The sequence below is a fragment of the Haloarchaeobius iranensis genome (assembly GCF_900103505.1).
Lineage (GTDB): Archaea > Halobacteriota > Halobacteria > Halobacteriales > Natrialbaceae > Haloarchaeobius > Haloarchaeobius iranensis.
The window spans coordinates 59,577-84,161 of record NZ_FNIA01000002.1 but is presented as its reverse complement, the minus strand read 5'-3'; the positions used below and the strand labels follow the sequence as shown (position 1 = coordinate 84,161).

Annotated in this window: 28 protein-coding genes; 7 read left to right on the top strand and 21 right to left on the bottom strand. The window is 67.3% G+C overall.

The window, feature by feature from the left end; translation table 11 throughout:
- Positions 1-15: 15 nt before the first annotated feature.
- Together trkA and BLT27_RS01855 are read left to right on the top strand one after the other, a co-directional pair.
- On the top strand, positions 16-1,353 hold the full coding sequence (trkA, locus tag BLT27_RS01860) for a Trk system potassium transporter TrkA (protein WP_089731334.1): 1,338 nt from the start codon (positions 16-18) through the stop codon (positions 1,351-1,353).
- Positions 1,350-2,981: a TrkH family potassium uptake protein gene (locus BLT27_RS01855; protein ID WP_089731333.1), complete on the top strand. Its 1,632-nt coding sequence runs from the start codon at positions 1,350-1,352 to the stop codon at positions 2,979-2,981. Before trkA ends, BLT27_RS01855 begins: the two co-directional genes overlap by 4 nt.
- 123 nt (positions 2,982-3,104) lie before the next feature.
- Here the strand turns inward: BLT27_RS01855 and BLT27_RS01850 are convergent, their stop codons facing one another.
- The 5 genes from BLT27_RS01850 to BLT27_RS01830 all read right to left on the bottom strand — a co-directional run bounded on the left by BLT27_RS01850 (position 3,105) and on the right by BLT27_RS01830 (position 8,188).
- Positions 3,105-4,763, bottom strand: a complete 1,659-nt coding sequence (locus BLT27_RS01850; RefSeq protein WP_089731332.1) for a TrkH family potassium uptake protein — start codon at positions 4,761-4,763, stop codon at positions 3,105-3,107.
- Positions 4,764-5,459: a potassium channel family protein gene (locus BLT27_RS01845; RefSeq protein WP_089731331.1), complete on the bottom strand. Its 696-nt coding sequence runs from the start codon at positions 5,457-5,459 to the stop codon at positions 4,764-4,766. It lies immediately after the preceding gene.
- Positions 5,460-5,505: 46 nt separating this feature from the next.
- Positions 5,506-6,069, bottom strand: coding sequence for a plastocyanin/azurin family copper-binding protein (locus tag BLT27_RS01840; protein WP_089731330.1), 564 nt, complete (start codon positions 6,067-6,069; stop codon positions 5,506-5,508).
- Positions 6,070-6,113: 44 nt separating this feature from the next.
- Positions 6,114-7,166: a M42 family metallopeptidase gene (locus BLT27_RS01835; protein WP_089731329.1), complete on the bottom strand. Its 1,053-nt coding sequence runs from the start codon at positions 7,164-7,166 to the stop codon at positions 6,114-6,116.
- 80 nt (positions 7,167-7,246) lie between these two features.
- Positions 7,247-8,188, bottom strand: coding sequence for a DMT family transporter (locus BLT27_RS01830; protein WP_089731328.1), 942 nt, complete (start codon positions 8,186-8,188; stop codon positions 7,247-7,249).
- A 180-nt stretch (positions 8,189-8,368) separates the two neighbouring features.
- On the opposite strand from BLT27_RS01830, the gene BLT27_RS01825 reads away from it, so the two are divergent.
- Positions 8,369-8,854 carry an Lrp/AsnC family transcriptional regulator gene (locus tag BLT27_RS01825; RefSeq protein WP_089731327.1) on the top strand — a complete coding sequence of 162 codons (486 nt, stop codon included), beginning with the start codon at positions 8,369-8,371 and terminating at the stop codon, positions 8,852-8,854.
- 40 nt (positions 8,855-8,894) lie between these two features.
- Here BLT27_RS01825 and pdhA read toward each other — a convergent pair whose 3' ends face one another.
- On the bottom strand, positions 8,895-9,959 hold the full coding sequence (gene pdhA / locus BLT27_RS01820) for a pyruvate dehydrogenase (acetyl-transferring) E1 component subunit alpha (RefSeq protein WP_245707586.1): 1,065 nt from the start codon (positions 9,957-9,959) through the stop codon (positions 8,895-8,897).
- Positions 9,960-10,169: 210 nt separating this feature from the next.
- On the opposite strand from pdhA, the gene BLT27_RS01815 reads away from it, so the two are divergent.
- From BLT27_RS01815 to BLT27_RS01805, 3 genes are all read left to right on the top strand, one after another.
- A complete protein-coding gene (locus BLT27_RS01815) occupies positions 10,170-11,495 on the top strand; it encodes a M28 family peptidase (protein ID WP_089731325.1) in 1,326 nt (441 codons plus the stop codon).
- A gap of 154 nt (positions 11,496-11,649) precedes the next feature.
- Positions 11,650-12,408 (top strand): diacylglycerol kinase catalytic domain-containing protein, encoded by a 759-nt coding sequence (locus BLT27_RS01810; protein WP_089731324.1) that lies wholly within the window; start codon positions 11,650-11,652, stop codon positions 12,406-12,408.
- A 45-nt stretch (positions 12,409-12,453) separates the two neighbouring features.
- The gene (locus tag BLT27_RS01805; protein ID WP_089731323.1) at positions 12,454-12,909 is read left to right on the top strand and encodes a DUF7313 family protein; all 456 of its coding nucleotides are present in this window, start codon (positions 12,454-12,456) and stop codon (positions 12,907-12,909) included.
- A gap of 372 nt (positions 12,910-13,281) precedes the next feature.
- Here the strand turns inward: BLT27_RS01805 and BLT27_RS01800 are convergent, their stop codons facing one another.
- The 8 genes from BLT27_RS01800 to BLT27_RS01765 are packed head-to-tail and all read right to left on the bottom strand — an operon-like array spanning position 13,282 to position 18,357.
- Complete coding sequence (locus BLT27_RS01800; protein ID WP_089731322.1) at positions 13,282-13,539, bottom strand: DUF7314 family protein; 258 nt, start codon at positions 13,537-13,539, stop codon at positions 13,282-13,284.
- Positions 13,532-13,873 carry a DUF7315 family membrane protein gene (locus tag BLT27_RS01795; protein WP_175526342.1) on the bottom strand — a complete coding sequence of 114 codons (342 nt, stop codon included), beginning with the start codon at positions 13,871-13,873 and terminating at the stop codon, positions 13,532-13,534. Before BLT27_RS01795 ends, BLT27_RS01800 begins: the two co-directional genes overlap by 8 nt.
- 18 nt (positions 13,874-13,891) lie before the next feature.
- Positions 13,892-14,656: a cytochrome b family protein gene (locus tag BLT27_RS01790; RefSeq protein ID WP_089731321.1), complete on the bottom strand. Its 765-nt coding sequence runs from the start codon at positions 14,654-14,656 to the stop codon at positions 13,892-13,894.
- Positions 14,657-14,658: 2 nt separating this feature from the next.
- Entirely contained in the window at positions 14,659-15,453 is a 795-nt protein-coding gene (locus BLT27_RS01785; RefSeq protein ID WP_089731320.1) for a cytochrome b, read from the bottom strand.
- Between the two features lie 4 nt (positions 15,454-15,457).
- Positions 15,458-16,339: a Rieske (2Fe-2S) protein gene (locus BLT27_RS01780; RefSeq protein WP_089731319.1), complete on the bottom strand. Its 882-nt coding sequence runs from the start codon at positions 16,337-16,339 to the stop codon at positions 15,458-15,460.
- A 2-nt stretch (positions 16,340-16,341) separates the two neighbouring features.
- Positions 16,342-16,731 (bottom strand): DUF7318 family protein, encoded by a 390-nt coding sequence (locus BLT27_RS01775; protein WP_089731318.1) that lies wholly within the window; start codon positions 16,729-16,731, stop codon positions 16,342-16,344.
- A 3-nt stretch (positions 16,732-16,734) separates the two neighbouring features.
- The gene (locus tag BLT27_RS01770; protein ID WP_089731317.1) at positions 16,735-17,391 is read right to left on the bottom strand and encodes a plastocyanin/azurin family copper-binding protein; all 657 of its coding nucleotides are present in this window, start codon (positions 17,389-17,391) and stop codon (positions 16,735-16,737) included.
- Positions 17,392-17,448: 57 nt separating this feature from the next.
- Positions 17,449-18,357: a DUF7319 domain-containing protein gene (locus tag BLT27_RS01765; protein WP_089731316.1), complete on the bottom strand. Its 909-nt coding sequence runs from the start codon at positions 18,355-18,357 to the stop codon at positions 17,449-17,451.
- 96 nt (positions 18,358-18,453) lie between these two features.
- On the opposite strand from BLT27_RS01765, the gene BLT27_RS01760 reads away from it, so the two are divergent.
- Positions 18,454-18,936 (top strand): DUF7321 family protein, encoded by a 483-nt coding sequence (locus BLT27_RS01760; RefSeq protein ID WP_089731315.1) that lies wholly within the window; start codon positions 18,454-18,456, stop codon positions 18,934-18,936.
- A 3-nt stretch (positions 18,937-18,939) separates the two neighbouring features.
- Here BLT27_RS01760 and nth read toward each other — a convergent pair whose 3' ends face one another.
- From nth to BLT27_RS01725, 7 genes are all read right to left on the bottom strand, one after another.
- A complete protein-coding gene (gene nth, locus BLT27_RS01755; RefSeq protein ID WP_089731314.1) occupies positions 18,940-19,623 on the bottom strand; it encodes an endonuclease III in 684 nt (227 codons plus the stop codon).
- 350 nt (positions 19,624-19,973) lie between these two features.
- Complete coding sequence (locus tag BLT27_RS01750) at positions 19,974-20,726, bottom strand: 4-phosphopantoate--beta-alanine ligase (protein WP_089731313.1); 753 nt, start codon at positions 20,724-20,726, stop codon at positions 19,974-19,976.
- A 33-nt stretch (positions 20,727-20,759) separates the two neighbouring features.
- Positions 20,760-21,098 (bottom strand): hypothetical protein, encoded by a 339-nt coding sequence (locus tag BLT27_RS01745; RefSeq protein ID WP_089731312.1) that lies wholly within the window; start codon positions 21,096-21,098, stop codon positions 20,760-20,762.
- Positions 21,099-21,156: 58 nt separating this feature from the next.
- A complete protein-coding gene (locus tag BLT27_RS01740) occupies positions 21,157-21,987 on the bottom strand; it encodes a pantoate kinase (protein ID WP_089731311.1) in 831 nt (276 codons plus the stop codon).
- Positions 21,988-22,022: 35 nt separating this feature from the next.
- Complete coding sequence (locus BLT27_RS01735) at positions 22,023-22,235, bottom strand: hypothetical protein (RefSeq protein ID WP_089731310.1); 213 nt, start codon at positions 22,233-22,235, stop codon at positions 22,023-22,025.
- A 168-nt stretch (positions 22,236-22,403) separates the two neighbouring features.
- A complete protein-coding gene (gene aspS / locus BLT27_RS01730; protein WP_089731309.1) occupies positions 22,404-23,708 on the bottom strand; it encodes an aspartate--tRNA(Asn) ligase in 1,305 nt (434 codons plus the stop codon).
- A gap of 58 nt (positions 23,709-23,766) precedes the next feature.
- Positions 23,767-24,483 carry a hypothetical protein gene (locus BLT27_RS01725; RefSeq protein ID WP_089731507.1) on the bottom strand — a complete coding sequence of 239 codons (717 nt, stop codon included), beginning with the start codon at positions 24,481-24,483 and terminating at the stop codon, positions 23,767-23,769.
- Positions 24,484-24,585 lie beyond the last annotated feature (102 nt).

Genomic DNA, 24,585 nt, shown 5'->3' with positions numbered 1-24,585 from the left:
CTGGACTGAGGTCGGATGTACGTAATCGTAATCGGAGCCGGCGAAGTCGGAAGCAACATCGCGGCGAGCCTCGCGGACTCCCACGAGGTGGTCCTCATAGACCGCGACGGGGACGTGGTGGACTCGCTCACGTACGAACTCGACGTGCTCCCGCTGGAGGGCGACGGCACCTCCCTGGACACGCTGGAGGAGGCCGGCATCGCCCAGGCGGACATGGTCATCGCCTGCACGGACGGCGACGAGACGAACATCGTCGCGTGTGCGACGGCGAAGACCGTCAGCGACGCGTTCACCATCGCCCGGGTGAAGCGCACCGAGTTCCTCGACACCTGGAGCGGGGTCGAGGGGGCCTTCGGCGTCGATTTCATGGTCTGTACGGACCTGCTGACCGCACAGAGCATCGTCCGCATCGCCGGTCTGCCCGGCGCGCGCGACGTGGACTCGTTCGCCGACGGCTGCGTCCGCATGGCGGAGTTCGAGGTGAGCGAGGGCTCGCCCATCGCGGACGAGACCGTCGCCGACGCCGACCGCTTCGAGTCGCTCACCTTCGCGGCCATCCTCCGGAACGGCGACGTGACCATCCCCCGCGGTGACTCCGTCATCGAGGTCGGCGACAAGGTCATCGTCATCGGCAACCCCGAGAGCGTCCGGCAGTTCGCTCGGTCGCTCACGCCAGCCGAAGACCTCGGTGAAATCGAAGACGTGTACATCATCGGCGGGAGCGAGATCGGCTTCCAGACCGCCCGCCTGTTCGAGGAACGGGGCATCAGGCCCCACATCGTCGAGGCGGACCCGGGGCGCGCTCGCGACCTCGCCGAAGAACTCACTCGGAGTATCGTATTCGAGAACGACGCGACGGACGTGGAGTTCCTCCACGAGGAGCACGTCGACGAGGCCGACCTCGTCGTCACCACGCTCGAGTCCGACGAGAAGAACCTGCTCGTCTCGCTGCTGGCCAAGCGCGTCGGTGCCACACGCACGGTCACCGTCGTCGAGAACGGCCGCTACGTCGACCTCTTCGAGACGGTCGGCGTCGACGTGGCCGTCAACCCGCGCGAGGTGACCGCGGAGGAGATAACGCGGTTCACCCGCGAGGAGCATACCGAGAACATCGCCATCATCGAATCCGACCGCGCGGAGGTGCTGGAGGTCGAGGTCGACGGCGAGAGCCTCCTCGCGAACCGGACGATCGCCGACGCCGCCGCCGACCTCCCCGAGGGCGTCGTCGTCGGTGCGGTGACCCGTAACGGACAGTTCATCACCCCCCGCGGGAACACGGTCGTCGAGGTCGGCGACCACGCGGTCGTGTTCGTGGACACGAACGTGCTCGACGACGTCGCGAGTCGATTATGAAACTGCGGGTCGACTGGCGGGCGGGCGTCAGCCTCGTCGGCACCGTCCTCAAGTACCTCGCCGTCACGATGGTCGTCCCCATCGTCACGGGGCTCGTCTACGGCGACGCGTTCGTCCCGTACATCCTCCCGTTCTTCGTGACCGCCGCGATTGCCGTCGGGCTGGGTGCGGCGATGGAACGACTCGACCCAGACCCTGACATCGGTGCCCGTGAGGGCCTGCTGATGGTATCCCTCACCTGGCTCGTGGTCTCCATCGTCGGTGTCGTCCCGTACGTCCTCGAAGGACTCACCTACCAGAACGGACAGCTCGTCTACCTCATCGACTCGACGCTGCACCACCCCGAGAACGCCCTGTTCGAGTCGATGAGCGGGTTCACGACGACCGGCGCGACGGTGATGGGGACCATCGACCCCACCTACCACTCACGGGGACTGATGCTCTGGCGACAGATGACCCAGTGGCTCGGTGGCATGGGAATCGTCGTCCTCGCGGTCGCCATCCTCCCCGAACTGTCCGTCGGTGGTGCACAGCTGATGGACGCCGAGGCTCCCGGCCCCGGCATCGAGAAGCTGACTCCGCGTATCGCGGAGACGGCACGGGCGCTGTGGGTCATCTACGCCGGTATCACGCTCGTCGAGATACTACTGCTCTACGGGCTCAACGAGGCCGGCATGGCCCCGAACATGACGCCGTACAACGCCATCTCCCACGGCTTCACGACGATGTCGACCGGCGGCTTCTCCCCGGAGGCCCGCAGCATCGAGGCGTTCGGCGCCGCGGTCCAGTGGCTCATCGTTCCGTTCATGGTCGCCGCCGGCACGAGCTTCCCCCTGTTCTGGCACGTCTCGCGTGGGAACGTCCGCAAGCTCGTCGATGATCCCGAGTTCCGCCTCTACACCGGCGTCATGGGTGCCCTGTCCGCACTCGTCGCCGGCTTCCTCTTCGTCGACGTGGGGCTGACCGACGCGGCGACCGAGGCGACCCGCGCGGCCTACGAGGGCGTCAACGAGAATTTCCTCCCCCATACGTTCCCCATCGCCGGTGACGTCGAGGCCGCGCTCAGGCAGGCGACGTTCCAGGCCGTCTCGCTCACGACCTCGACGGGCTACGCGACGATGGACTTCAACACCTGGTCCGGCCCGGCGAAGTACGCGCTCGTGTTCGCGATGTTCATCGGCGGCTCCGCCGGCTCGACCGGTGGGGGCATCAAGGTCGTCCGCTGGCTGGTCATCCTCAAATCGCTGCGCCGAGAGCTGTTCAGCACCGTCCACCCGTCGGCGGTCAAGCCGGTTCGTCTCGGCGGCCGCTCGCTCGACGAACGCGCGATTCGAGGTATCTACGGGTTCACGTTGCTGTACATCGTCATCTTCTTCGTCGGCGCGCTGGTGCTCGCCGCGGACGCTGCGTTCTTCGGCGCGGGGAACCTCGCGGTTGACGAGGCCATCACGGCCTCCGCCGCGACGCTCGGGAACATCGGGCCGGGACTGGGGGCCATCGGCCCGATGGGGAGCTACATCGACTTCACGCCGCAGTCGAAGCTGTTCATGGTCGGGCTGATGTGGGTCGGCCGCCTCGAGATCTTCCCCGTCCTCGTCCTGCTGACGCGGGCCTACTGGCAGTCCTGACGGGGACGAAGGTTCAAGTACCGGGCCGCGGCCAACGACGGCGTGTCCTGACGAACCGCCGTCCGTCGGTTCCGCGGGTGCGTGGCACCCCGACGGACGGGCGACCGTGCCGCCTGTTCGCCCCTACGGATTCAGCCCCTTGAGTGCCGACCGCGCGAGCACCAGCACCGGGATGATCTCCAGTCTGCCGACCCACATGTTGAACAGGAACATCACCTCGGCGACCACGGGCATCTCCGGGCCCGTGATGCCCGCCGAGAGGCCGACGTTGCCCTGTGCGCTGGCCACCTCGAACAGCGCGTCGGCGTAGCTCGCCCCGGTGACGTTCACGAGCATCAGGCTCGACCCCAGCAGGAGGATGACCCACAGGAGGCTGACGATGGCCGCCTCCGCGAACTCCCGGTTCATGTCGTCGGCGTCGAGCCTCCGGCCGTCGAGCTCTGTGCTGACGACCGCGCTCTTCGGCAGGAACACGCGGGAGAACTGCCACTGGATGCCCTTCGAGACGGTGTAGCCACGGATGATCTTGATGCCGCCCACGGTCGACCCGGCAGCACCGCCGATCGTCATCCCGACGGAGATCAGCAGCTTCCCCCCGTCCGACCACTGCCCGATTGGTGAGGACTGGAAGCCGGTACACGTCAGTGCGCTTATCCACTGGAAGGTGCCGTCGCGGATGGCGTCGAACTCGGCGGTCGAGAGGGTCGGAACCGGCGAGGGGACCGTCGCACGGTAGCCCTCGACCGGGAGCTCGACCAGCAGGTTCTGCGCCGAGAGCGCCACGACCCCCGCCGCGAGGAGCAACAGCAGCCAGCGCGTCTGGACGTCCTCGTACAGTTCCGAGTACTCCCTGTCGTGGAGCAGGCCGTAGTGGATAGGGAACGCGATAGCGCCGAGGGTCATCATCGGCAGTAGCACCGTCTCGACCAGCGGTGAGTTGTACGTCTCCATCGAGTCGTCGGTGACGGAGAACCCACCCGTGGAGAGCCCGGTCATGGCGTGGTTGAGCGCCTGCCAGAACGTCTCGAAGAGCGGCAGGTCCTGGGTCCACCAGAGCGCCAGGAAGAGGACGCCGATGGAGAGCAGCGTGTAGCCGACGAATATCTTCCACACCGTCCGGACCGTCGATACGACCGATGGGTGGATCTTCTCCTCGCGGGCCTCCGAACGGTAGAGCGCGTAGCTCCCGCTGCCCGGTCGTGAGAGGATGGTGACGGTGAGGACGATGACACCCACGCCGCCGACGTACTGGATGAGCGAGCGCCACCACTGTACCGAGCGCGGCAGCGACGGCTCGTGGGCCGCCATCGTCAGGCCGCTACCCGTCCAGCCGCTCATCGACTCGAACATCGCGTGCAGCGGGTTCCGGAAGTAGAGCAAGCTCGACCGGCTCGTCGCACCGGCGACGGCTACCGGGTCCCAGCTCGCGCCCGCCGGCACGTAGCCCGCCATCGTCGCCACCGGTGTCAACCAGGCGACCAGGAAGAACGCGAGTCCGCCGAAGACGGCCGTCGCGAACCAGCCGCTCGCCGCGATAACCATCCCGTGTTTCATCTTCGGGTCGGGTGCGTCCGCGAACAGCCGACGCCAGCTCTCGCCGACGCCGGCGGCGACACCGCCCGCGAGCAGGAAGCCGAGCGCGGGCGCGAACTCGCCGAAGACGAGGGCGACGACGACCGTCAGCGACAGCAGCCCGGCCTGCATCAACAGCAGGGTTCCAACGTCACGGAGGATGACGGCGAGGTCGGCCGGCACGCCCGCAACCCGTTGATTCCGTGGCATCTATTTCAGCTCGTGGTCCTCGTAGTGTCCGAACACGTCCGTCACGTCCGGCGTCGCCCCCTCGGCGGCGTAGACGGTCAGCAGGTCGCCGGCCTCGATGCGGGTGTCGCCCCGCGGCGTGATGGGCGAGCGGTCGTCGACACCGTCGCGCTCGATGGCGACGATGAGGAAGTCGTCCGTCAGCAGGTCGCTCTCGTTCGCCTCACGGAGCGTCTTGCCGTCGATGGGTGCGTCAGTATCGACCGTGATCTCGAACACCTCGGCCGTGTCCCCGACCTTCATGTAGTCCTTGATGGATGGCCGCTTCACCGCCCGGTAGAGGTACTCCGCGATGAGGCTCTGTGGGTTCTCCATCGTGGAGACGCCGATTCGCTCGAACAGCTTCATGTGTTCGGGGTTGTGGACGACGCTGACGATGGCGGGAACGTCGCGTTCCATCGCGAGCAGGGAGACCATGATGTTCGTCGCGTCCTGGTCGGTCGTCGAGATGAGGGCGTCCGCGCGCTCGATACCGGCCTCGTCAAGCGTCTCGGAGACGGTCGCGTCGGCGTTGAGGACGAGACAGTCGTAGCGAGTGGCGGCCGCCTCGGCCTTCTCGGAGTTCCTCTCGACTACGACGACTTCGTTCCGGTCGCCCGTGGCGATCTCGATCAACGGGGTCCCGATGTTCCCCGCGCCGACGATGATGACGTACATGACTGCTCGCTTCCTGCGGGACGAAAGAAAACCTACCGTTCGGTCGCTACTGCGGGGTCTCGTAGTCGCCGCCGTAGCGGAGGAACAGATACGCGAGCGAGAGGGTCGTCAGCATGGCCGCGACGGTACCTACGGCGAGGGACATCGCGCTGTCCGGCAGGCTCGGGCCGCCGCCACCCTCACCGCCCGGTGCCTGACCGGACTCGTTGACGATGATGGTGCCCTTCATGCCGAGGCCAGCGTGGGGGTCGCACTGGTACTCGTAGGTGCCCATCGTCTCGAACGTGTACTCGTAGCTGAACCCGGTGTTCTCGGTGGGCATGTGGCCCTCCCAGTCCGAGCCCTCGGGCACCGACGTCGGGTTGATGTTGTGGTTGTCAGACTCCCACTCGAACGTCACCGTCGTCCCCGGACTGATGTAGAGCGGGTCCTCCGTCCCCGGCGTGTAGACGTAGTCGCCGTTCGGGCCGACCGCGACCGTCGCGCTGCCGCCGCCACCGCCGTCTTCGCCCTCCTGTGCGGTTGCGACGCCAGCGGATGCGGCGGCCGCCGTCGCGCCGGCCGCTCCCTGCAGGAATCGCCGACGCGAGACCGGTGTGTCTGAGTTCATAGCCGGAGGTTAGGGATGCCCCGTACTGAATTCTTCGATACGGGTCACAGCGTGTAGTCGTGCGACCCGTCCTCGTCCTCGAGGAACGCGGCGGTGAGCTCGATGGTACCCGAGATGTCGTCGGCGTGTGCGACCTCGGTGGGCGTGTGGAGGTACCGCGTCGGGATGGAGACCGCGCCGACCGGAACCGAGCCGTGTGCGCGCTGGAGGCCACCGGTGTCGGTGCCACCGGTTGGGAGCACCTCGAACTGGTGGTCGATCCCCTCCTGCTCGGCAACCTCGCGGAGCCGGCGGTGGACCTTCCGGTTCGTGATCACCGAGGAGTCCTTGAGCTTGATAGCGGTCCCGGCACCGAGGTCGGTCACGTGGTCGTACTCGTCGAAGTCGCTGAGGTCGTTCGCGACGGTCGTGTCGAGCGCCAGCGCGAGGTCCGGGTCGAGGTCGACGCCGATGGTCTGCGCGCCGCGGAGGCCGACCTCCTCCTGGACGGTGGCGACGAAGTGGATCGTCGCGGTCGGGTCCTCGATGCGGCGCGCGAGTTCGAGCAGCGCGAAGACGGAGACGCGGTTGTCGATGGATTTGCCGGAGATGCAGTCACCGAGTGGCTGGGTGCGCTGGTCCATGGTGACCAGGTCACCGACGTCGACGCGCTCCTCGACCTCGTCCGTCGGGAGGCCGACGTCGACGCGCACGTCGTGGACGTCGCGCTCCTCGCCGTCGTCGCTGCCCCCGGCGTGGGGCGGTACGGAGCCGATGACGCCCGGCAGTTTCCCCTGTTCCGTCTGGACCACGACGCGCTGGGCCCGGAGGACCTCGGGGTCCCAGCCGCCGAGGGCGTCGATGGCGAGGAACCCCTTCTCGTCGACCCGGCGCACCATGAAGCCGATCTCGTCCATGTGGGCGGCGACGACGACCTCGCGGTCGGCCTCGCCCTCGACGGTACCGACGACGTTGCCCATCGCGTCGCTCTCGAGGCTGTCGACCTCGTCCTCGAGCTCGCGCCGGACGATGTCGCGGACGTTGCCCTCGTAGCCGGGCGGGCCGTGGGTCTCTGTGAGTTCGACGAGGAGTTCGTAGTCGAAGTCGTACGGATACATGCCATCGAGTCACGGTCGGGGGGACAAAAACGAGTCGGAAGCGGCCGTCCGGGAGGCGCGGGGTAGCTTGCCGCTGGCCGTCAGCGACGGAGCCGTGCCAATCGGCCGACGGAGAGCCGGTGGAGCAGGTCGCGCTTGATGAGCGCGAAGCCGGCGAAGATGACGACGAAGCCGAGCAGCGTGGTCCCGTCGACCACGCTCCCGAGGACGACCCAGGCGACGACGGTCGCGACGACGGGTTCGAGGTAGCCGACGAGGTTGAGTTCCGTGGGCCCGAGTCGCTCCAGCAGCTCGAAGTAGAGCAGGAAGGCGACGACGCCGGACGCGAGCGCGAGGTAGGCGAGCGACGCGACGGCGGTGCCGGTCCACTCGATGGCGAGGACGGACTCGCCGCGGACAGCGCTGCCGACGTGGAGCATGGCCGCCCCGACGAGCATCGCCCAGGCCTGCTTCGTCTGTACCGGGAGGCCGGTGTCGAGCGGGCGCGTCAGTACCGAGCCGAGGGCGAAGCTCGTTCCGGCGCAGAACACGAGGAGTACGCCGACGAAGCTGGACGACAACGCGGTCCCGGGCTCGGGCTGGACCACGACGAAGACGCCCGCGATGCCGACGAGGAAGCCGACCGCGCCGAGCGGCTGGAGCGGGTCGTCGACGTCCAGCGCGCTCCCGAAGCCCGCGGTGAGGATGGGCGAGAGACTGATGACGACGGCGGCGACCGCGCCGGAGACGTGCTGTTCGCCGAGGTAGAGGAGTGCGTGGTACGCGGCGAAGACGAACAGCGCCGTGACGCCGGTCTGGAGCCACTCCGTCCGCCCCCGGGGCCGCCAGCGGTCGACCGACCAGACCGCGTACGCGAGGACGAGTACACCGGCCACGTCGTACCGGAGCGCGGCGAACAGGAGCGGGGGGAAGTGGTGGAGTCCGATCTCGATAGCGACGAACGACGCCCCCCAGAGGGTGGCCAACAGTACGAACAGTCCACTCGTATCCGGGACTGCCTTCGACTGAATCGCATCTAGCATAGTGAAATCTGCAAATGTGGGCGGATAAAAAGGAATCGGGTCAGACGCTCTAACCTGCCAATTCTATTGTATGGATGCGAATATAATAGAACTGGGTTCAAAATTCGGGCTTGGAATGAATTTCGTATCTAAAATTCTCTGTGGCAAACCTTCTTTAGCACGCCCCTGCACGGAGGAACCATGGACGAGCGCGACATCAGGCTCCTGAAGGCGATCGCCGAGCTGGGAACCGGGAGTCCGGACAAGCTCCACGAGGAGACCGGGATTCCGGTGTCGACGATCCACTATCGGCTGAACAACCTGCGGGAGGACGGCATCGTCGAGAACGACCTCTACGACCTCGACCTGGACGCGTTCGGGCTGAGCGTCACGGTCATCGTCGAGGTGCTCGCGGATTACAGCGGTACGCACTCCGACGTGGCCGACGGCATCCGCGAGATAGAGGGCGTGACACAGCTGTTCTCGACAATGGGCGAGACGGACTTCATCGCCATCGCACGCGTCGGGGACGCCGACATGGTCGGCGACTTGATGCGCTCGTTCGAGGAGGTGCCCGAGATCGAGCGCACGAACTCGACGTACGTCATCGACACGCTCTGGGACGACGCTCGCGGGCTCGAGAGCTACAGCATGGAGACGCTACTGTCCGAGTTCACGGACGACTGAGAAACCTGGCGCGGTTCGGGTCGACCGAGGAACGGCCCGGTCAGTGGCCGACCTGGGGGTCCTCGGGGAGCTGCCGGCGCTGCTCGCGCAGTTGGCGGGGCATCTCCTCGTAGACGTGCTCGAACATCTCCTCGGGCTCGTAGCCGGTGTGCTCCTCGGCGGCCTCGACGGCCCGGGCGACCTCCTCGGTGGCCCACTGCTCGACGGCCTCCTGGTCCTCGTCGGACCAGCCGAACTCCTCCTCGAGGTACGTGCGCGAGCGGTCGAGCGGGTCCTCCTGGAGCCAGTCGGCAGCGTCGTCCTCGTCGCGGTAGACGGACGGGTCGTCAGTCGTGGTGTGCGCGCCGCGGCGATACGTGACGGCCTCGATGAGCGTCGGGCCGCCGCCGTTTTTCGCCTTCTCCAGCGCCTCGGTCACGACGTCGTGGACGGCGAACACGTCGTTGCCGTCGACGCGGACGCCCTCGAAGCCGTACGCCTGAGCCTTCTGGGCGATGGTGGCGCTGGCGGTCTGGCGCTCGCGCGGCACCGAGATGGCGTAGCCGTTGTTCTGACAGAAGAACACGGTCGGGGTGTCGAAGACGCCGGCGAAGTTCATCCCCTCGTGGAAGTCGCCCTCGGAGGTCGCACCGTCGCCGAAGGAGACCAGGGAGGCGACGTCGTCGCCCTTGTACTTCGCCGCCATACCGACGCCGACGGCGTGGGGTAGCTGGGTCGCGATGGGGATGGAACTGGTGAACGTGGTGAGGTCGTCGCCGTCCTCGCGGTCGACGTACTGGCCGTCGCCGAGGAGGTGGAGCAGGACTTCGCGAAGGTCGATGCCGCGCTCGACGAACATCGCGTGGTCCCTGTAAGTCGGGAACAGGTAGTCCGGGTCGGCCATGGCGGCGGCCGCGCCGACCTGTGCCGCCTCCTGCCCGCGCATCGGCGCGTACGTGCCGATACGGCCCTGCCGGTGGAGGCTGATCGCCTTCTCGTCGAATGTCCGTGCGAGCACCATGGACTCGTAGAGCGCTTTCGCTTCTGTCTCCCCGAGCTGGCGATCTCCGACGGCGGAGCCGCCCGGCGACATCACACGGACCAGGTTTTCAGCCTCACTTGACATTGTAGTTCACCTGAGAGTCTATCGGACAATCGGCCCTATACGTAATAAAACATCGCCCCACTGCCGCTTCGGTGTGGAATTTATTGCCTTATTTATATACTATCCGGATTCTCGCCAGGATTCGTCGGTGAACCTCGGCAGGAATCTGACGAATCGTAACTCGTGTGCCGGAGTCACAATCCTTACGCGGGGCCGCAGCGAGTGGCGGATATGAGCAACTGGATCGGTCGTACCTTCACGAGCGACACCGGGTGGGAGCACCTCGCGACGCTGGTCGACATCGGCAATCGGATGGCCGGAAGCGAGGGCGAACGGGCCGCCGCGGCGGCGACACGGGACGCACTCGCAGCGGTGGGCGCACGCGACGCACACCTCGACGAGTTCGAGATACAGGGCTGGGAGCGCGGCGACAGCGCGGTCCGTGCCGACGGCGCGACGTACGCCGAGGCCCACGAGTGCATCGCGCTGCCGCGCAGTCCCGCCGCCGAGGTCTCTGGGGCCCTCGTCGACCTCGGCTACGGCCTCCCAGCCGACTTCGAGGAGGCGGACTGCGACGGGAAGGTCGTCGTCGCCCGCAGCGACGTGCCCGACCACTACGACCGCTACCTCCACCGCCGGGAGAAGTACTACCACGCCGTCGAGGCCGGCGCGGCCGCCTTCGTCTACCGCAACCACGTCGAGGGCTGTCTCCCGCCCACCGGCTCCGTGGGGACCGACGAATCACCTGTCGGCGACATCCCCGCGGTCGGCGTCTCCGCCGAGACCGGTGCCCAGCTGGTCCGCCGTCACGAGGGCGACGAGCTCACCGTCTCCGTCACCGCGGAGACGCCCGACGCGACCAGCCAGAACGTCCACGCCGAACTCGGCCCCGAGACCGACGACGTGGTCTACGTCACCAGCCACGTCGACGCCCACGACATCTCGACCGGCGCGATGGACAACGGTGCCGGCACCGCGATGGTCGTCGAGCTCGCCCGCATCCTCGCGGAGCTCGAGTCCGACCTCGAGACCCGCGTCCGCTTCGTCGCCTTCGGTGCCGAGGAGGTCGGCCTCGTCGGCTCCGCGCACGAGGCGGACCGGGTCGACCTCGACGACGTGACGGCCGTCGTCAACGCCGACGGCGTCGCCCAGGGCCGTGACCTCGCGCTCTACACCCACGGCTTCGACGCACTCGAGGACGCCGTCGAGACCGTCGCCGACCGCTTCGAACACCCCGTCGAGACCGTCCCGAAGCTGGGCCCCCACAGCGACCACTGGCCGTTCACCCAGTGGGGCGTCCCCGGCTACCACGCCTACGGCAAGAGCGAGGGCTCGGGCCGCGGCTGGGGCCACACCCACGCCGACACCCTCGACAAGCTCGAGGTCCGGGACCTCCGCGAGCAGGCCATCCTGCTGGGCGCGCTCACGGTCCACGTCGCGGCCGAGGCCGTCGAGATTCCGCACAAGGAGCCCGAAGAGATCGCGGCGGCACTCGAAGACGAGGACCTCGCCGAGGGCATGAAGATCACCGGCGACTGGCCCTACGACGAAGCGTGAGCCCGCCATTGGAGTTCGTCCGAACAGTCGACGTGTTCCACGGTCGGCGGGCTACCTGACCACTCGAACTGCCGGTGTTCTCGCCGACCACCAACGCCGCTGCTGGCAGGAGTGAGTTGTAGCCTTTTTGTCGGCGCGGGCGCGAGTACTCCGCATGGAGAGTGCCGCCCGCGACAGCGACGAGCCGCCGACCGTCGGCGTCGTCGGGACGCAGGAGGAGACGGTCGAACGCATCAGGACCGCCGTCTCGGAGGCGAACGCGGTCCCGCTGGCCGGCGACCCCGCCAGCGTCGGTGACGCCGCGTTCGTCGTCGCGGTGGGCGAGCGGGCGCTCGGGGACCTCGCGAGCGCAGCGGTCGACGTCCCGGTGCTGCCCGTCGCTGCCGGCGCCGGCGTTCGGTCGGTCGCAGCCGATGCGGCGACGACAGCCATCAGGGCCGTCATCGAGGACGATGTCGCACGGACCACGCGGCGCGCGCTCGCGGTCCGCGTCGGCGACGAGCGCCACGACGCCGTCTTCGACGTGACGCTCGTGACGACCGAACCCGCGCGTATCTCGGAATACCGCGTCGCTGCCGACGGCGAGGAGGTCAGCCAGTTCCGCGCGGACGGCGTCGTCGTCGCCACCCCAGCCGGAACCCGCGGCTACGCCCGCGCGGCCGGCGCACCGGTCGTCGCCGGCGCAACGGGGGTCGCCACCGTCGTGCCGATCGGGCCCTTCGCCATCGACACCGACCACTGGGTCGTTCCCCAGGAGGACGTGGTCCTGTCCGTCGAGCGCGACGAGGGGAGCGTCTCGTTGCTCGTCGACGACCGGCCCGCCAGCACGGTCGACCCCGCGGTCCCGGTTCGCCTGTCGCCCGGGCACGAGCTGGAGATTCTCTGCCCGCCACAGAGCGAGCCACCGTGGTAGCCAGCTTTGGAAAAACTCTAATGTCCTAACGTCCGAGGTTGGAGTATGGACCCTAACGTGATGCTCGGCCCGGTCGACCAGCTCGGGCGCGAAGTCGTCTCAGGCGTGTTGGTGATCGAGTTCGTCCTGCTCGGACTCGTCGTCGCCAACATGCTGACCCGTCTCCTCGCGTACCGCCGCAACGTCGCGGAAGCAGCCGAGGAGGACGTGGAGTCGCTGAGCCGCCACCCGCTGCACGAGGCGACCAACGTGTTGCTCCTGCTCGGGACGTTCTACTACACGACCGTCGCTCCCCACGGCGGCATCGTCCTCTCGATGTTCGTCGTCGGCCTCGTCATCGCCGACGTCTTCGAACACGAGGTCCGCAGCGTGGACCTCCGCAAGGACGACAAGCTCCGAGCGCCGAAGGGCGCGCTCGGCATCTCCGCGTTCACGCTGGCCTACGCCGGCTTCCAGTCCCTGTTCTTCCTCGTCTCGGACTACTGGGGCGCCATCGTCTGAGGCGGCCCCGTCGTTCGTTCTTCACTGCCCACCAGCCGCTGGCTCGTCCGCCGAGCCGTCACCGACGCGGAATGCCAGCGGCGATGACGACGGCCGCTCGCTCGTGACACTGTCGCCGCAGCCGGCGTGAGTCGCGCGCTGTGCCGCCCGGTCCAGCCTGGCAGTGGATTTGTCCCGTCCAGGCTCCGCACTACGGCCGTGGTCTCACCTGCTCGAATCCGCGGGCCCGCTGGCACCCCCGCGACTGGTATCCCGGGTCGTCACCTGCACGCCGCTCGTGACACGTGCTGTATCGCTTCGGCTCGTGGCTGTGGCGGTGACAGAAAGAGGGTCTCGTGGCGAGACGGCTCCGACAGCGGCAGTCGTTCGTGGTCAGTTCGCGAGTCGGGCGCGTGCTTCACGTGCGGCCGGCAGGACGATCCAGAACGTCACCGCGCCCAGGATCATGAACCAGAAGAGACCCTCCTTGACGATGAGGGCGATTGCCTCCAGTGCGCTCGGGTCAGCCGGGTCCGCACCGAGGAGCTGGGTGTCCTCGAAGCCGGGGGTGTTGTACCAGCCGGCGAGCACCATCCAGATGAGGCCGGAGGCCGTCGCGATGGCCAGGCCCTTCATGAATTCGTCAGCCATTATCGGATTCTTCGTCGGTGTCGTCTTTAGACTTTCCCATTCCCGCGGTCCGAAAGCGCGTCGAGAACGCGTAGATGGCCGCGCCTGCGACGATGAGCCCGAGCCCGAGCAGCGCAAGCAGCAGGTTCACCTCCGAGAGCGCCGCGCTCGCGTTGTTCGTCGCGGTGTCGAGCACGATGAACCCGAGGATGACCCCCGTCATCGCGAGCATCGTCGCGAACACCGTGACGGTCTTGTACAGCCGCATCGGGACCTCGACCTCGCGGCCGCGGCCGCCCGACGACTCCTCGGACGCTGCTGATTCGTGCGGCTCTTCGGTGTCTACGTCGTCCATGAGAGGAGATAGGGTGGTTTACTTCGGCGGCCGGAGGCGGTAGTACCGGCGGTTCAGGCTGTACATGTAGCCCTCCTGCATCGCCCGGAACACCGTGTAGGAGATGAGTCCCAGCACGGGCGGGATGAGGAACGTCAGGTCGAACAGCAGGTGGGAGTCCATCGGGAGCAGGTTCTTGACCGACAGCGCGGCGATGGTGAACGCGAACGCGACACCCATGACGCCGATACCGGCCCAGAACGGCTGCTCGACGGGACGGCGCGCGCTCCCCTTGTTGAGGAACGGCACCATCGCGATGAAGCCGACGACGACGATGTTCGCGACGACACCGTACGTCCGGTCGGCCATCAGCTTCTCGCCGCCCAGGATGGACAGCTCGGGGTTGAGCGGGCCGAGCTTCAGCAGGCCGAACGACCAGTAGAGGTACCAGTCGGGCAGGATGATCGCCGGCGTCGTGGACGGGTCCGCCGGCGGGCCGATGTGTGGCGGGAGCGTGGCCGAGAGGAACAGGATGAGCCCCACGAAGAAGCTCGTCAACGCGAAGTTCCGTATCATCTCGTGTGGCCACGCCGGGAAGCCGAGCACGTCACGCTCGACGTAGTCGGACTCCATCCGGAGGTCCTGGTCCTCGCGGCGTGCCCGCTCGAAGTACTCGTAGGTCAGCCGGGAGAGCCCCTGTGTGCGCTCCTTGCGCTCGCTCCACGTGGGGGTCTCGTCGTCCGGCGCGACGATACCGGTACCGCTGCCGTCCGCGATCGGTTCGGAGTCGTTGTCTTCTGCCATGGTTAGTGCGGTTCCGCGATACCCTGCATCCAGACGATGCCGATGTGCAGTGCGATCAGCGTCGTCACCACGAACGGCAGGACGAACACGTGCAGGATGTACATCCGTTGCAGCGTCGACTGCGTCAGGGTGAAGCCGCCGAAGATGAGCTGCGCGACCCACTCACCGGCGAGCGGGATCGAGAGCGACATCTCGACGCCGATCTGGCCGGCCCAGAACGCGAGCTGGTCCCACGGGAGCAGGTAGCCCGTGTACCCGAACACCATCGTCAGCGAGATGAGGATGATGCCGAGTATCCAGTTCAGCTCGCGGGGCTCCTTGTACGCGCCGGTGAAGTACACACGGAGCATGTGCAGGAACACGGCCGCGACCATCACCTGTGCGGACCAGCGATGGAGCGACCGGAGCATGAACCCGAAGTTCAGGTCCTGCATGATGAACACGATCTGGTTGTACGCCGCCGACGGGTCCCCCGCGGTCGACGGGGAGTAGTAGAACCCGAGCAGTGCGCCCGAGATAGCCGCCACCACGTACGCTATCGTGGAGAACGACCCGAGCGCGTACAGCGGGTACCAGTACCAGAACTTGTTGTCGAGGTTGTACTGCTCGGTGTGGCTCTTGGGCATCTGGAGGTTGACCTTGTAGTAGAGGTCCTCCAGCAGCTCGAGGTAGTCGACGATCCGGAGCCGCTTGTCGAGCCAGATGAGCGTCAGCAGATACGTCTTCTCGACGGGGGTGAGGTCCTTCGTCTTCATCCACCCCTGATGGTCGTATTCGTCTTTCTTTTGCAGGCTCATGGTGTCAGTCCCTCGCCGGCCGCGGCAGGGCCACGAAGTTCGTGCTGATGATGTTGAACGGGTCGTATACCGACTGGTGGCACTGGCAGTAGACGGCGTCCGCTGCACCGAAACTCTCCGCGCCAGCCTGGCCCTTGAACGCCGGCACGCAGCAGAAGTGCGTACACTTGTTCAGGTGGGCCATGACGCCGCTGTCGGTCGTCTGGGCCAGCCACTCGTTGTCTTGGGCAGCCTCCTCGATGCGGCTCGAACGGATGACCTCGATCGCCATCGTCTCGGAGGGTTCGAGTCCCTCGGAGCGCCAGCTACCACTGGCGGGCTTGCCGATGCCGGCGGTCCCGATACCGTTGCCCCACGTCTCGTAGTCCGAGAAGTGGCTCAGCTTCATCTTCTGCCCGCCGCTGACCTCCTCGTTCTGCCACGTGAACTTCGAGTTGCCGTTGTAGCGGAAGTAGTTGGTCAGGTCCGAGTTCTCCTCGGTGGCGTCGGGGTAGACGCCAGGGTAGGTCTGTACTCCACAGTACTGGAACCACTCCGAGGAGTACGTCTCGCCCGCGATGTCCTCCCGCGCGACCTTGATCGTCTTCCCCTGCTCTTCGACCTCGCTGACCTCGGGCCAGCGACCCTTGATGTAGGCGTCGTCCTCGCCGGGGATCTCCTCGAGTTCGATGGGGATCTGGGGCATCCCGCGCGGTGCGGGCCCGTCGGTGTTCTCGATGGCGCGGAACGTGACCGAACCACCGCCACCGCCGCTGGACGACGTCGTGCTGTTGACGGCCGCTGCGCCCGCTGTGGCGATGCCGGCGAGCGATGCGCCACCGACGACGCCCTTCACGAAGCGACGGCGGTCCGATTCGACCGGATATTTATCTTCGTCTACTGGCATGGTTATCTCTTGTAGTAGGGGTAGACCGCACGTTTGAGTGTGTCGAGCGCGCTGGCGTCTCCGAGCTCCGCCCCGTCGACGTCCTCCTCGCGGATGTAGAGGTCTTCCCACTTCCGACGGCGCTTCTTGACGATCATCACGTCAGGCAGGAACTCCTTGCGGTAGAGCAGGAGGATGAACGCGAGGTCGATGAAGATGATCGCGAGCAGGAACCCGAGGTACATGTTCCCCTCGCCGCTCAGGCCCCAGCCGTTGACGAGGCCGTAGGTGAACAGGCCGACGAAGACGACCTCGATGACGGTCAGCAGGACGATGGCGACTGCTGCGGCGGTGCTCTCTCTGGCCGGTTCGTATCGGTGGATGTCACCGTAGTTGCTTCCTTTCGTGGACATTTGTCAGTCCCTCCCTGGGCTGCTGCTGTGTGCGGACTCGCCGTACTTGAGCACGTAGAACGTGAACATCAGCGAGCTCATGATGGCCAGGATGGTCGCGATACCGACCCAGTGAGCCTGGATCGGCACACCCATGTGCTCGGGGTCGACCTCGCCGCCACCTTCGCCGCCCGGTGCCTGGCCGGACTCGTTGACGATGATGGTGGCCTTCATGCCGAGGCCGGCGTGGGGGTCACACTGGTACTCGTACGTGCCGAGGGTCTCGAACGTGTGTTCGTACGTGAACCCGGTGTTCTCGGTGGGCATGTGGCCCTCCCAGGACGCACCTTCCGGCACCGACGTCGGGTTGATGTTGTGGTTGTCCGACTCCCACTCGAACGTCACCGTCGTGCCGGGCGAAATGTAGAGGGGTTCCTCCGTCCCCGGTGTGTACACGTAGTCGCCGTTCGGGCCGACGGCGACGGTCGCTGTTCCGCCGCCACCGCCGCCAGGAGCAGCGGTCGTGCCGTTCGTCGTGCCGTTGTCCGAGGAGTTGTTACCCTCCTGGATGCCGAACGAGCCGGACGACCCTGTCTCCTCCTGGGCGGCGGCGGCCGCACTCGCGGCTCCAGCGCCGCCGGCAACGCCGCTGGCAGCCATCAGAAAGTCCCGCCTATTCATACATACGATGGTCAGGATTGGGTTTGCTTAAACCCACCGATGCAAGGGTCACAGCGCCTACGATTCGGAGTCGGCCGTGTCGTCCACGCCCGCGGAATCGCGGGGGTCGCCCTCCGGCTCGACCGGGAGGAACGACGGCCGCTCGCCGTCCTCGAGACCGATGGCTCGAAGCCGGTTGCGGTACTCCTCCGCCCGGAACCGGTCCGAGAGTCTGGCGTTGGCCACGGTCAGGAACAGCGCGAGGCCAGCGAGAGCGAACACCATCGCCATCACGATCATGATCCCGCGGGCGAGGGCGTCGCCGGACCCGCTGGTCGCGAAGAACGCACCGGCGACGAGCCCGAGCGCCGCGACCAGCAGCGAGGCCGCGACGATCTGGAGCATGTTGTTGCCGAGCTGGCCGCTCCCCTCCGGAATCTCGTCGGGGTGTGGCAGCACCGCCTCGGCGGGCGGCTCCGTGGGCTCGTACTCGTCCATCGAGCAGAGGGCGACGGTCGGCTTGACGTCCCGGAGGACGGTCCCGAAGCCGTCGATGGAGCCGTCGGGGAACACCATCGCGTACCCCTCGTCGGAGTACGCGAGCAGGACCTCCTCGCCCTCGTACGTGACGCGCTCGATGACGGCGAACACGTCCCGGCTGGCGATCTGTGCGTTGAGGTCCTGCTCGACGCGGTCGAGCAGCTCCTCGCCGACGATCCACGTCTCGGGGTCGAACGCGGCGTCCCACTCCTCGTAGCTCATCTCCGCCATCTCGGCCGGGCCGAAGTCGTCGAAGTCGTACTTCTCCTCGACCTGCCGGCGGAGCTCCTCGTCGGAGAGCGCGTCCGCGTCGGCCGTCTCGCCCGCGTCCGACGGCTCGACGGTGCCAGTCCGCTCGGTCCTCTCTTCGGACGTCGAGCCGGCGGCCTGGTCCCAGCTGGCCTGCTCGTCCTCGCCCTCGGACCGGGACGGTCCAGCGTCGGTCATTACCCCGACGTTGGTCCCGAACCTGTAAACGCTTTCCGACGTCCGGCCCGGACCGGATTCCGACCTTTTAACGCGGCGCGAGACGGAGGTCCGCGCATGGTCGAGGACCTCACCGTCGCCACGGTCGCGCTGACCATGGTCTCCGCGAGCTTCCCCTTCTACCTCTACGGCGCGTGGATCATGATCGACACGGAAGTCGTCACGTGGGACACGCTCGTCTACCACCTGAAGTTCATCGTGACCGGGCTGGTCCTGAACACCGTCCCGGTCGTCGCGTGGATGGGCCCCCGGCTGCTCGACCAGCTCGGCGGGCTGGCCGCGCTGCACGCGTTCCTCGGCCTCCAGGCGTACGCCCTCCTGCTCTTTGCGCTGACCGGTATCTACCACATCCTGCAGGCAAAGCGTCGGCACAACCTCTACGCGGACCCGGACCAGGATATCGCGCTGGACGAGATACACGAGAACATGCCCGCGTGGCGGTTCCGCCTCCGCGTCGGGGTCTTCGGCTACGTCATGTTCTGGCTACTGGCCTACGTCGTCGGCATCATGCGCTACGTCGTCCTCTACCAGCTCCTCTGAGCCTCACCAGGGCTCGCCCGACGCGAGGTCGACCGCCGAGTCGCCCTTCTCTGACGGGCAGATGTCCGCGAGCTCGCAGCCGTCGCAGTCGGCCGAGCGCGCCCCACAGACCGCCCGCCCGTGGTCGATGAGCAGGTGGGTGAACTGCTGCCACTTGTCCCGGGGGACGACCTCCTGCAGCTCCGGCTCGATGGTCGCCGGACGCTCGGCCTCGGCCAGCCCGAGCCGCCGGGAGAGCCGCTGGACGTGCGTGTCCACGACGATGCCCTCGACGATGTCGTGCCCGTGCTGGAGCACGACGTTCGCGGTCTTGCGCCCGACCCCGGGGAGGTCGGTCAGCGCCGACATCGTGTCCGGCACTTCGCCGTCGTGCTCCGCGACGAGAAGCTCGCCGATGCCCTTCAGGTAGCCGCCCTTGTTGTTGTGGAACGTGATGCCGTAGATGTCCTCGGCCAGCTGTTCCTCGGTCGCCGCGGCGTAGTCCTGGGCGGTCTGGTACTTCTCGAACAGCTGCTCGGTGACCTCGTTGACGCGCTCGTCGGTGCACTGCGCGGAGAGGACGACCGCGACGAGCAGTTCGAGCCGGTTCGAGAAGCGAAGCGAGATGGTCGAGTCCGGATACTCCGCCTCCAGTCGTTCGACCACTTCCTCGGCCTGCGCCGACCGCGGTTCCAGTGGGGTTCCCATGGTGCCGTGTTCGGCGGCTGGCGTTTCAGCGGTTCGGTTCCGGCTAGCAGTGGTGTCTGGAATCGCTTGTGTTGTTGATGGTGTCGCATCGGTGGACGCGACCACCGAGTAGGTCCCGTCCGTCGTGGGACTCTCTTGACCCGATACCAGCCAGAAAGCCCCGACGTGCTCGGTCGCAGGCTCCCTGCGCGTCTCGTCCCTCGCGCGCTGGCGGCTCGACGCGCTCGCTGCGCTCGCGCAGTCTCGCCAGCGCGAGCCGGTGATGAAAGGTTTACAACTGGTGTAACCTTCGGACAGGAATAACGGCCCTGTCGCGTCTCACAGAACCATCGAAAAGCCACGCCCGCGACCTACTCGAAGCTCCCGGACCGAATCTCGCGTTCGGCGTCGTCCAGTGCTCGCTCGGCGTCGAAGTCCTCGACGACTTCGCGCAGCGTCGCCTCGTCGATGTCTGCCAGTTCCCGGGCGTGCGCCGTCATGTTCGGTAGCGCCCGGACGATGTTGTCGACGATGGGGACGGTTGCCGTTCGGGCCGAGCGCGAGCCGGGGTTGAGGTCGACGACGAGCTCGGTCTTGCCCATCGCGGCGAGCGCCTCGGCGCGGTCGCCGTCCTCCAGCGGGACGAGCACCACGTCGGCGTCGTGGATGCCGTCGGCGTCGACCTTGCCGCGCTCGTGGGAGAGCCCGGGGATGCGTGCGTCGGCGGCCAGTCCCTTGACCTCGGTCGCGCCGTGCTCCCGGAGGTGGTCGACGATGGCCTGCATGCGCTCCGCAGTGCGGTTGAACAGGTTCACCTCGATGTCAGCGCCGGTCGCCTCGGCGAGTGTGACCGTCTCTTCGGGGGCGAGTGCGGCCACGTTCCCGTTGACCGAGAGCACCGCGTGGTCCGCGAGCAGGAGGTGCGCGGCGGCGACGCGCTCGGCCTCGTCGGCCGACTCCGTCGTCCGCTCGCCGAGGAGGTAGTCGAACGCCTCGCCGCGGCCCTGTGCGATGAGTCCCTGTCGGCTGGTGATGCCCCTGTCGACACCGGCCTCGATACGGTGTCTGGTCAGCAGCGACTCGTACCGAGGGTGGTCCTCGGGCACGTCGACGTGTTCGCTCATGGCGGCCACTCCGCGCCCGACTGTGAAAAACGCTCACGATTCGAAGTGCTCGCCCGTCACGGCCAGCGAGACGAACGCCGTCGCGCCGAGACCGGTGCCGACGAGGAACGACGGGTCACCGGTGACGGCCGCCCCGAAGGTCGAGAGGCCGACGACCGGAACCAGGACGAGCAGCAGCCCGACTCGGCCTGCGGGCCGTCCCAGCGCGGTGACCCTGGCGAGGCCGAGCAACAGCAGGCCAACGATGAACAGCGGCACGGACTGGACTGGGGTCGGCGCGTTCAGCAACCCGAACGCCGCGAGTGCGAGCGCGAGCAGGGCTGTCGCGAAGATGGCGACGACGACGGAGCCAGGGATGCGCTGGTCGGTCATCGGTCGCACTGGGACCGCAGGGCAGGAAAGCACGTCGGTTGCGGTCGGCCGTGTCGGGTCACTTCAGCATCGCCCCGGCCGGATGGGTCGCACACACCGACGGTTCGTAGCCGGCATCGGAGAGACCGGTGCCGAACGCGAACACCGTCTCGCCGAGCATCGCCATCGACGCCTGGCCGTCGGCCGCCAGCACGTCCTGGACGACCTCGGTCACCGCGGGCGTGAGCAGTTCCGCCTCGCGGGCGAACCGCCGCGACGCGTGGACGAAACTCGCGAGGGTCGGCTCCTCGACGACGCGGGAGAGCGCCCGTTTCCCGGCTTCGGAGAGCAGCGTGGTATCGCCCGAGAGCACGTCCTCCGTCGACAGCTCCCCCATGGAGACGTACTCGACCCGGGCCCGTGCGGGGATTCCGTCGAGGTGGTTGTCCTGTGGCCCACCCGGCTCCAGACGGATGGGGACACCGCCCCGCGCCTGTGCGACCACGTCGCCGAGCCCGGAACCGGCCTGTACGTCGGCACCGTGGGCGATGGTCACGAGTTCGTTCTCGGAGAGCTGCCGACGATAGACGCGGTTCGCCGCCAGCGCGGTGCCGAGCGCCAGCGCGCCGGAGACGCCGAAGCCGGAACCCAGTGGTAGCTCCGTCTCGGCCGCGACGACGGCCGGTGCGGAGAGCGCGTCGAGCACCCGGTCGACCGCCTCGACCTCGACTGCGTCGCCGTTCAACGTCAGCGACGGCCCGTTGCCCTGCTGGACGGTCACCTCGACGCCGTCGGTCAGGGTCAGTCCGGCCCCCCTCGAGCCGGCCTTCGTCGGGTCGGAGTCGTCCGGGTGTGCGCTGAAGAAGCCCGTGATGTGTCCCGGAACGAACGCCCGTGCCTCCTCGGTCATGGCACACCATCCGCGACGGGTGCCTTAATCCGTTTTCATCTCGGCCAGTCTGCCGCTTCCGAGGCCGGACTCAGGAACGCCAGGTACGCCAGCAGCCCGGGCGGCCCGGTGAGGAACACGGCGACGGTCAGGCCGGCCGCGGCCGTCCGACTGTGGTAGTCGGAGTCGTAGCAGACCCACGCGGCGATACAGCCCCAGCACAGGGCGACGAAGATAGCGAGTCCGAACAGGAGGGCCATCCCGGACATATTTTCGTGCTGTATTGGGCAGTACAAAAGTGTTTCGTGCGGAGTGTCTGGAAGAACGGCCGACAGGACAGTCGCGTCGGCAGGTCGTCCGTGCCCGTGACTCTCCGAATTCGGGGGCTGTCCACTGAGAGTCGCTGCGCTCGTCTCACAGGCTCGCCAAGTCTTCCCCTACGGGCTCAGACGTTGGCGATCGCGCGGGAACAGCACAGCTTCGCGGATGTTGTCCAGCCCGAGCATCGTCATGACGAGACGCTCGCCGCCGAGGCCCCAGCCGGCGTGCGGGGGCATGCCGTACTTGAACATCTTCGTGTAGTACTCGAACTCGTCGGGGTCGAGGCCCTGCTGCTCGAAGCCCTCGACGAGGTGGTCGTAGCGGTGTTCGCGCTGGCCGCCGGAGACGAGCTCCATGCGCGGGTGCATGAGGTCGAAGCCCGTCGAGGTCTCCGCGTCGTCGTCGTAGTCCTTGATGTAGAACGGCTTGATCTCGCTGGGCCAGTCGACGATGAAGTAGTGCTCGCCGACCTCCTCGCCGAGCACTCGCTCGGCCTCGGTCGAGAGGTCGTCGCCGTAGACGAGGTGGTCGTCGAGCTCGCCGGTCGCGTTGATGCGGTCGAGCGCCTCCTCGTAGGTGAGCCGCGGGAACTCGCCGCTCGGTGCCTCGAACTCGTCGGCGATGTCGAGCATTTCGAGCTCAGCCTGACAGTTCTGTGCGACGGCCTCGTAGGCGGCCTTGACGATGCCCTCGACGACGTCCATCGCCTCGGTGTGGTCGTGGAACGCGCCCTCGAAGTCGATGGAGGTCGCCTCGTTCAGGTGTCGGGGCGTGTTGTGCTCCTCGGCGCGGAAGATGGGACCGATCTCGAACACCTTCTCGAGGCCGGAGCCGGCCATCAGCTGCTTGAACAGCTGCGGGCTCTGGTTCATGAACGCCTCCTCGCCGAAGTAGGAGATGGGGAACAGCTCGGTGCCGCCCTCGGTCCCCGTGGCGACGATCTTCGGCGTGTTGATCTCCGTGCAGCCCTCGTCGCGGAACTGCTCGCGGACCGCGCGCAGGACCTCGGCGCGGATCTCGAAGACGGCCTTCACGTCGGGCTTGCGGAGGTCGAGCGTGCGGTTGTCCAGCCGGGTCGGGAGCTCGGCGTCGACCTTGCCGGACGGGTCGAGCGGGAGCTCGGGGTCGGCGGGTGCGATGACCTCGAAGCCGTCGGGCGTGACCTCGACGCCGGTGGGGGCGCGGGGCTCCTCGTCGACGGTGCCGGTGACGCTGACGACGCTCTCGCGGGCGGCGTCGAGACCGGCCTCGACGAGGTCGTCGTCCATCTCGTCCTTCTCGAACTTGATCTGAATCTTCCCCGTCTTGTCCCGGAGGATGAGGAAGGCGATGCCGCCGAGGTCGCGGATCTCGTGGACCCAGCCGGCCACTGTCACGTGGTCGCCGGGCTCGGCGTCCGCGGTGTACGTTCGGTTCTCCATACCACCGGTTTCCGGAGGGGTAGCCTTAAACACCGTCTTTTCGGTCGACGGTCCCGGCTCAGAACCCCCCGTATCGGAGGGAGACCATGCTGGCGACGACGGCGAGCTGGAACACGCCCTGGACCCCCGCGAGCTTCGCGTTGCGCATCCCGATGCGGCTGATGACCTCGGTGTCGGGGTCGTCGGACGTCATCTCGCGGTACATCTTCACCTCGCCGGGCAGCAGGACCCCGAAGCCGAGGACGCTGAGGACCGTGACGATGGCCAGGGCGACGGCGATGACGTGACTCGTCATCTCGAAGGCGGGGAGCGTCGTCCCGAGATAGGCGACGCTCACCAGCAGCGAGAGGCCGAAGGCGACGAGCCAGCGCCGGTCGCGGAACGCGTCGAACTGCCAGCCGATGCTCAGGAGGGCCGGCAGGAGGGTGAACGCGGTGAACAGGGCCAGCCACGGCTGCGCGTTCGGGAACACCTGGACCCGGAGCGCGAGCGTGATACCGCCGACGATGGTGACGAGAGCCAGCGACGGCATCAGGAACGTCATCTTCGGCGTGAACCGTTCGAACACCGACGAGCGTGCGTCGACGGCGAGACCACCCAGCACCGGCCCGAGCACCATCGCCATGAACAGGTCGATACCGGTCCACAGGACACCGGCCATCACGTGGACGTAGGTGTGCTGCTCGCGCGTGCCGACCGTGGCAGCCAGCAGGAGCGCGAGCACCGGCAGGAGGATTGCCCCCGCCGCGAACGCCGGATTCGCTCTCGACCCCATACCCCGAACCGTCCCGCGAACCGTCTCCGTCATGCGTGGCCGGTCGACGCCCGGCGACAAAAATATTGCCCCAGTGACACTATATTCCGGGGGCGTCGGGGT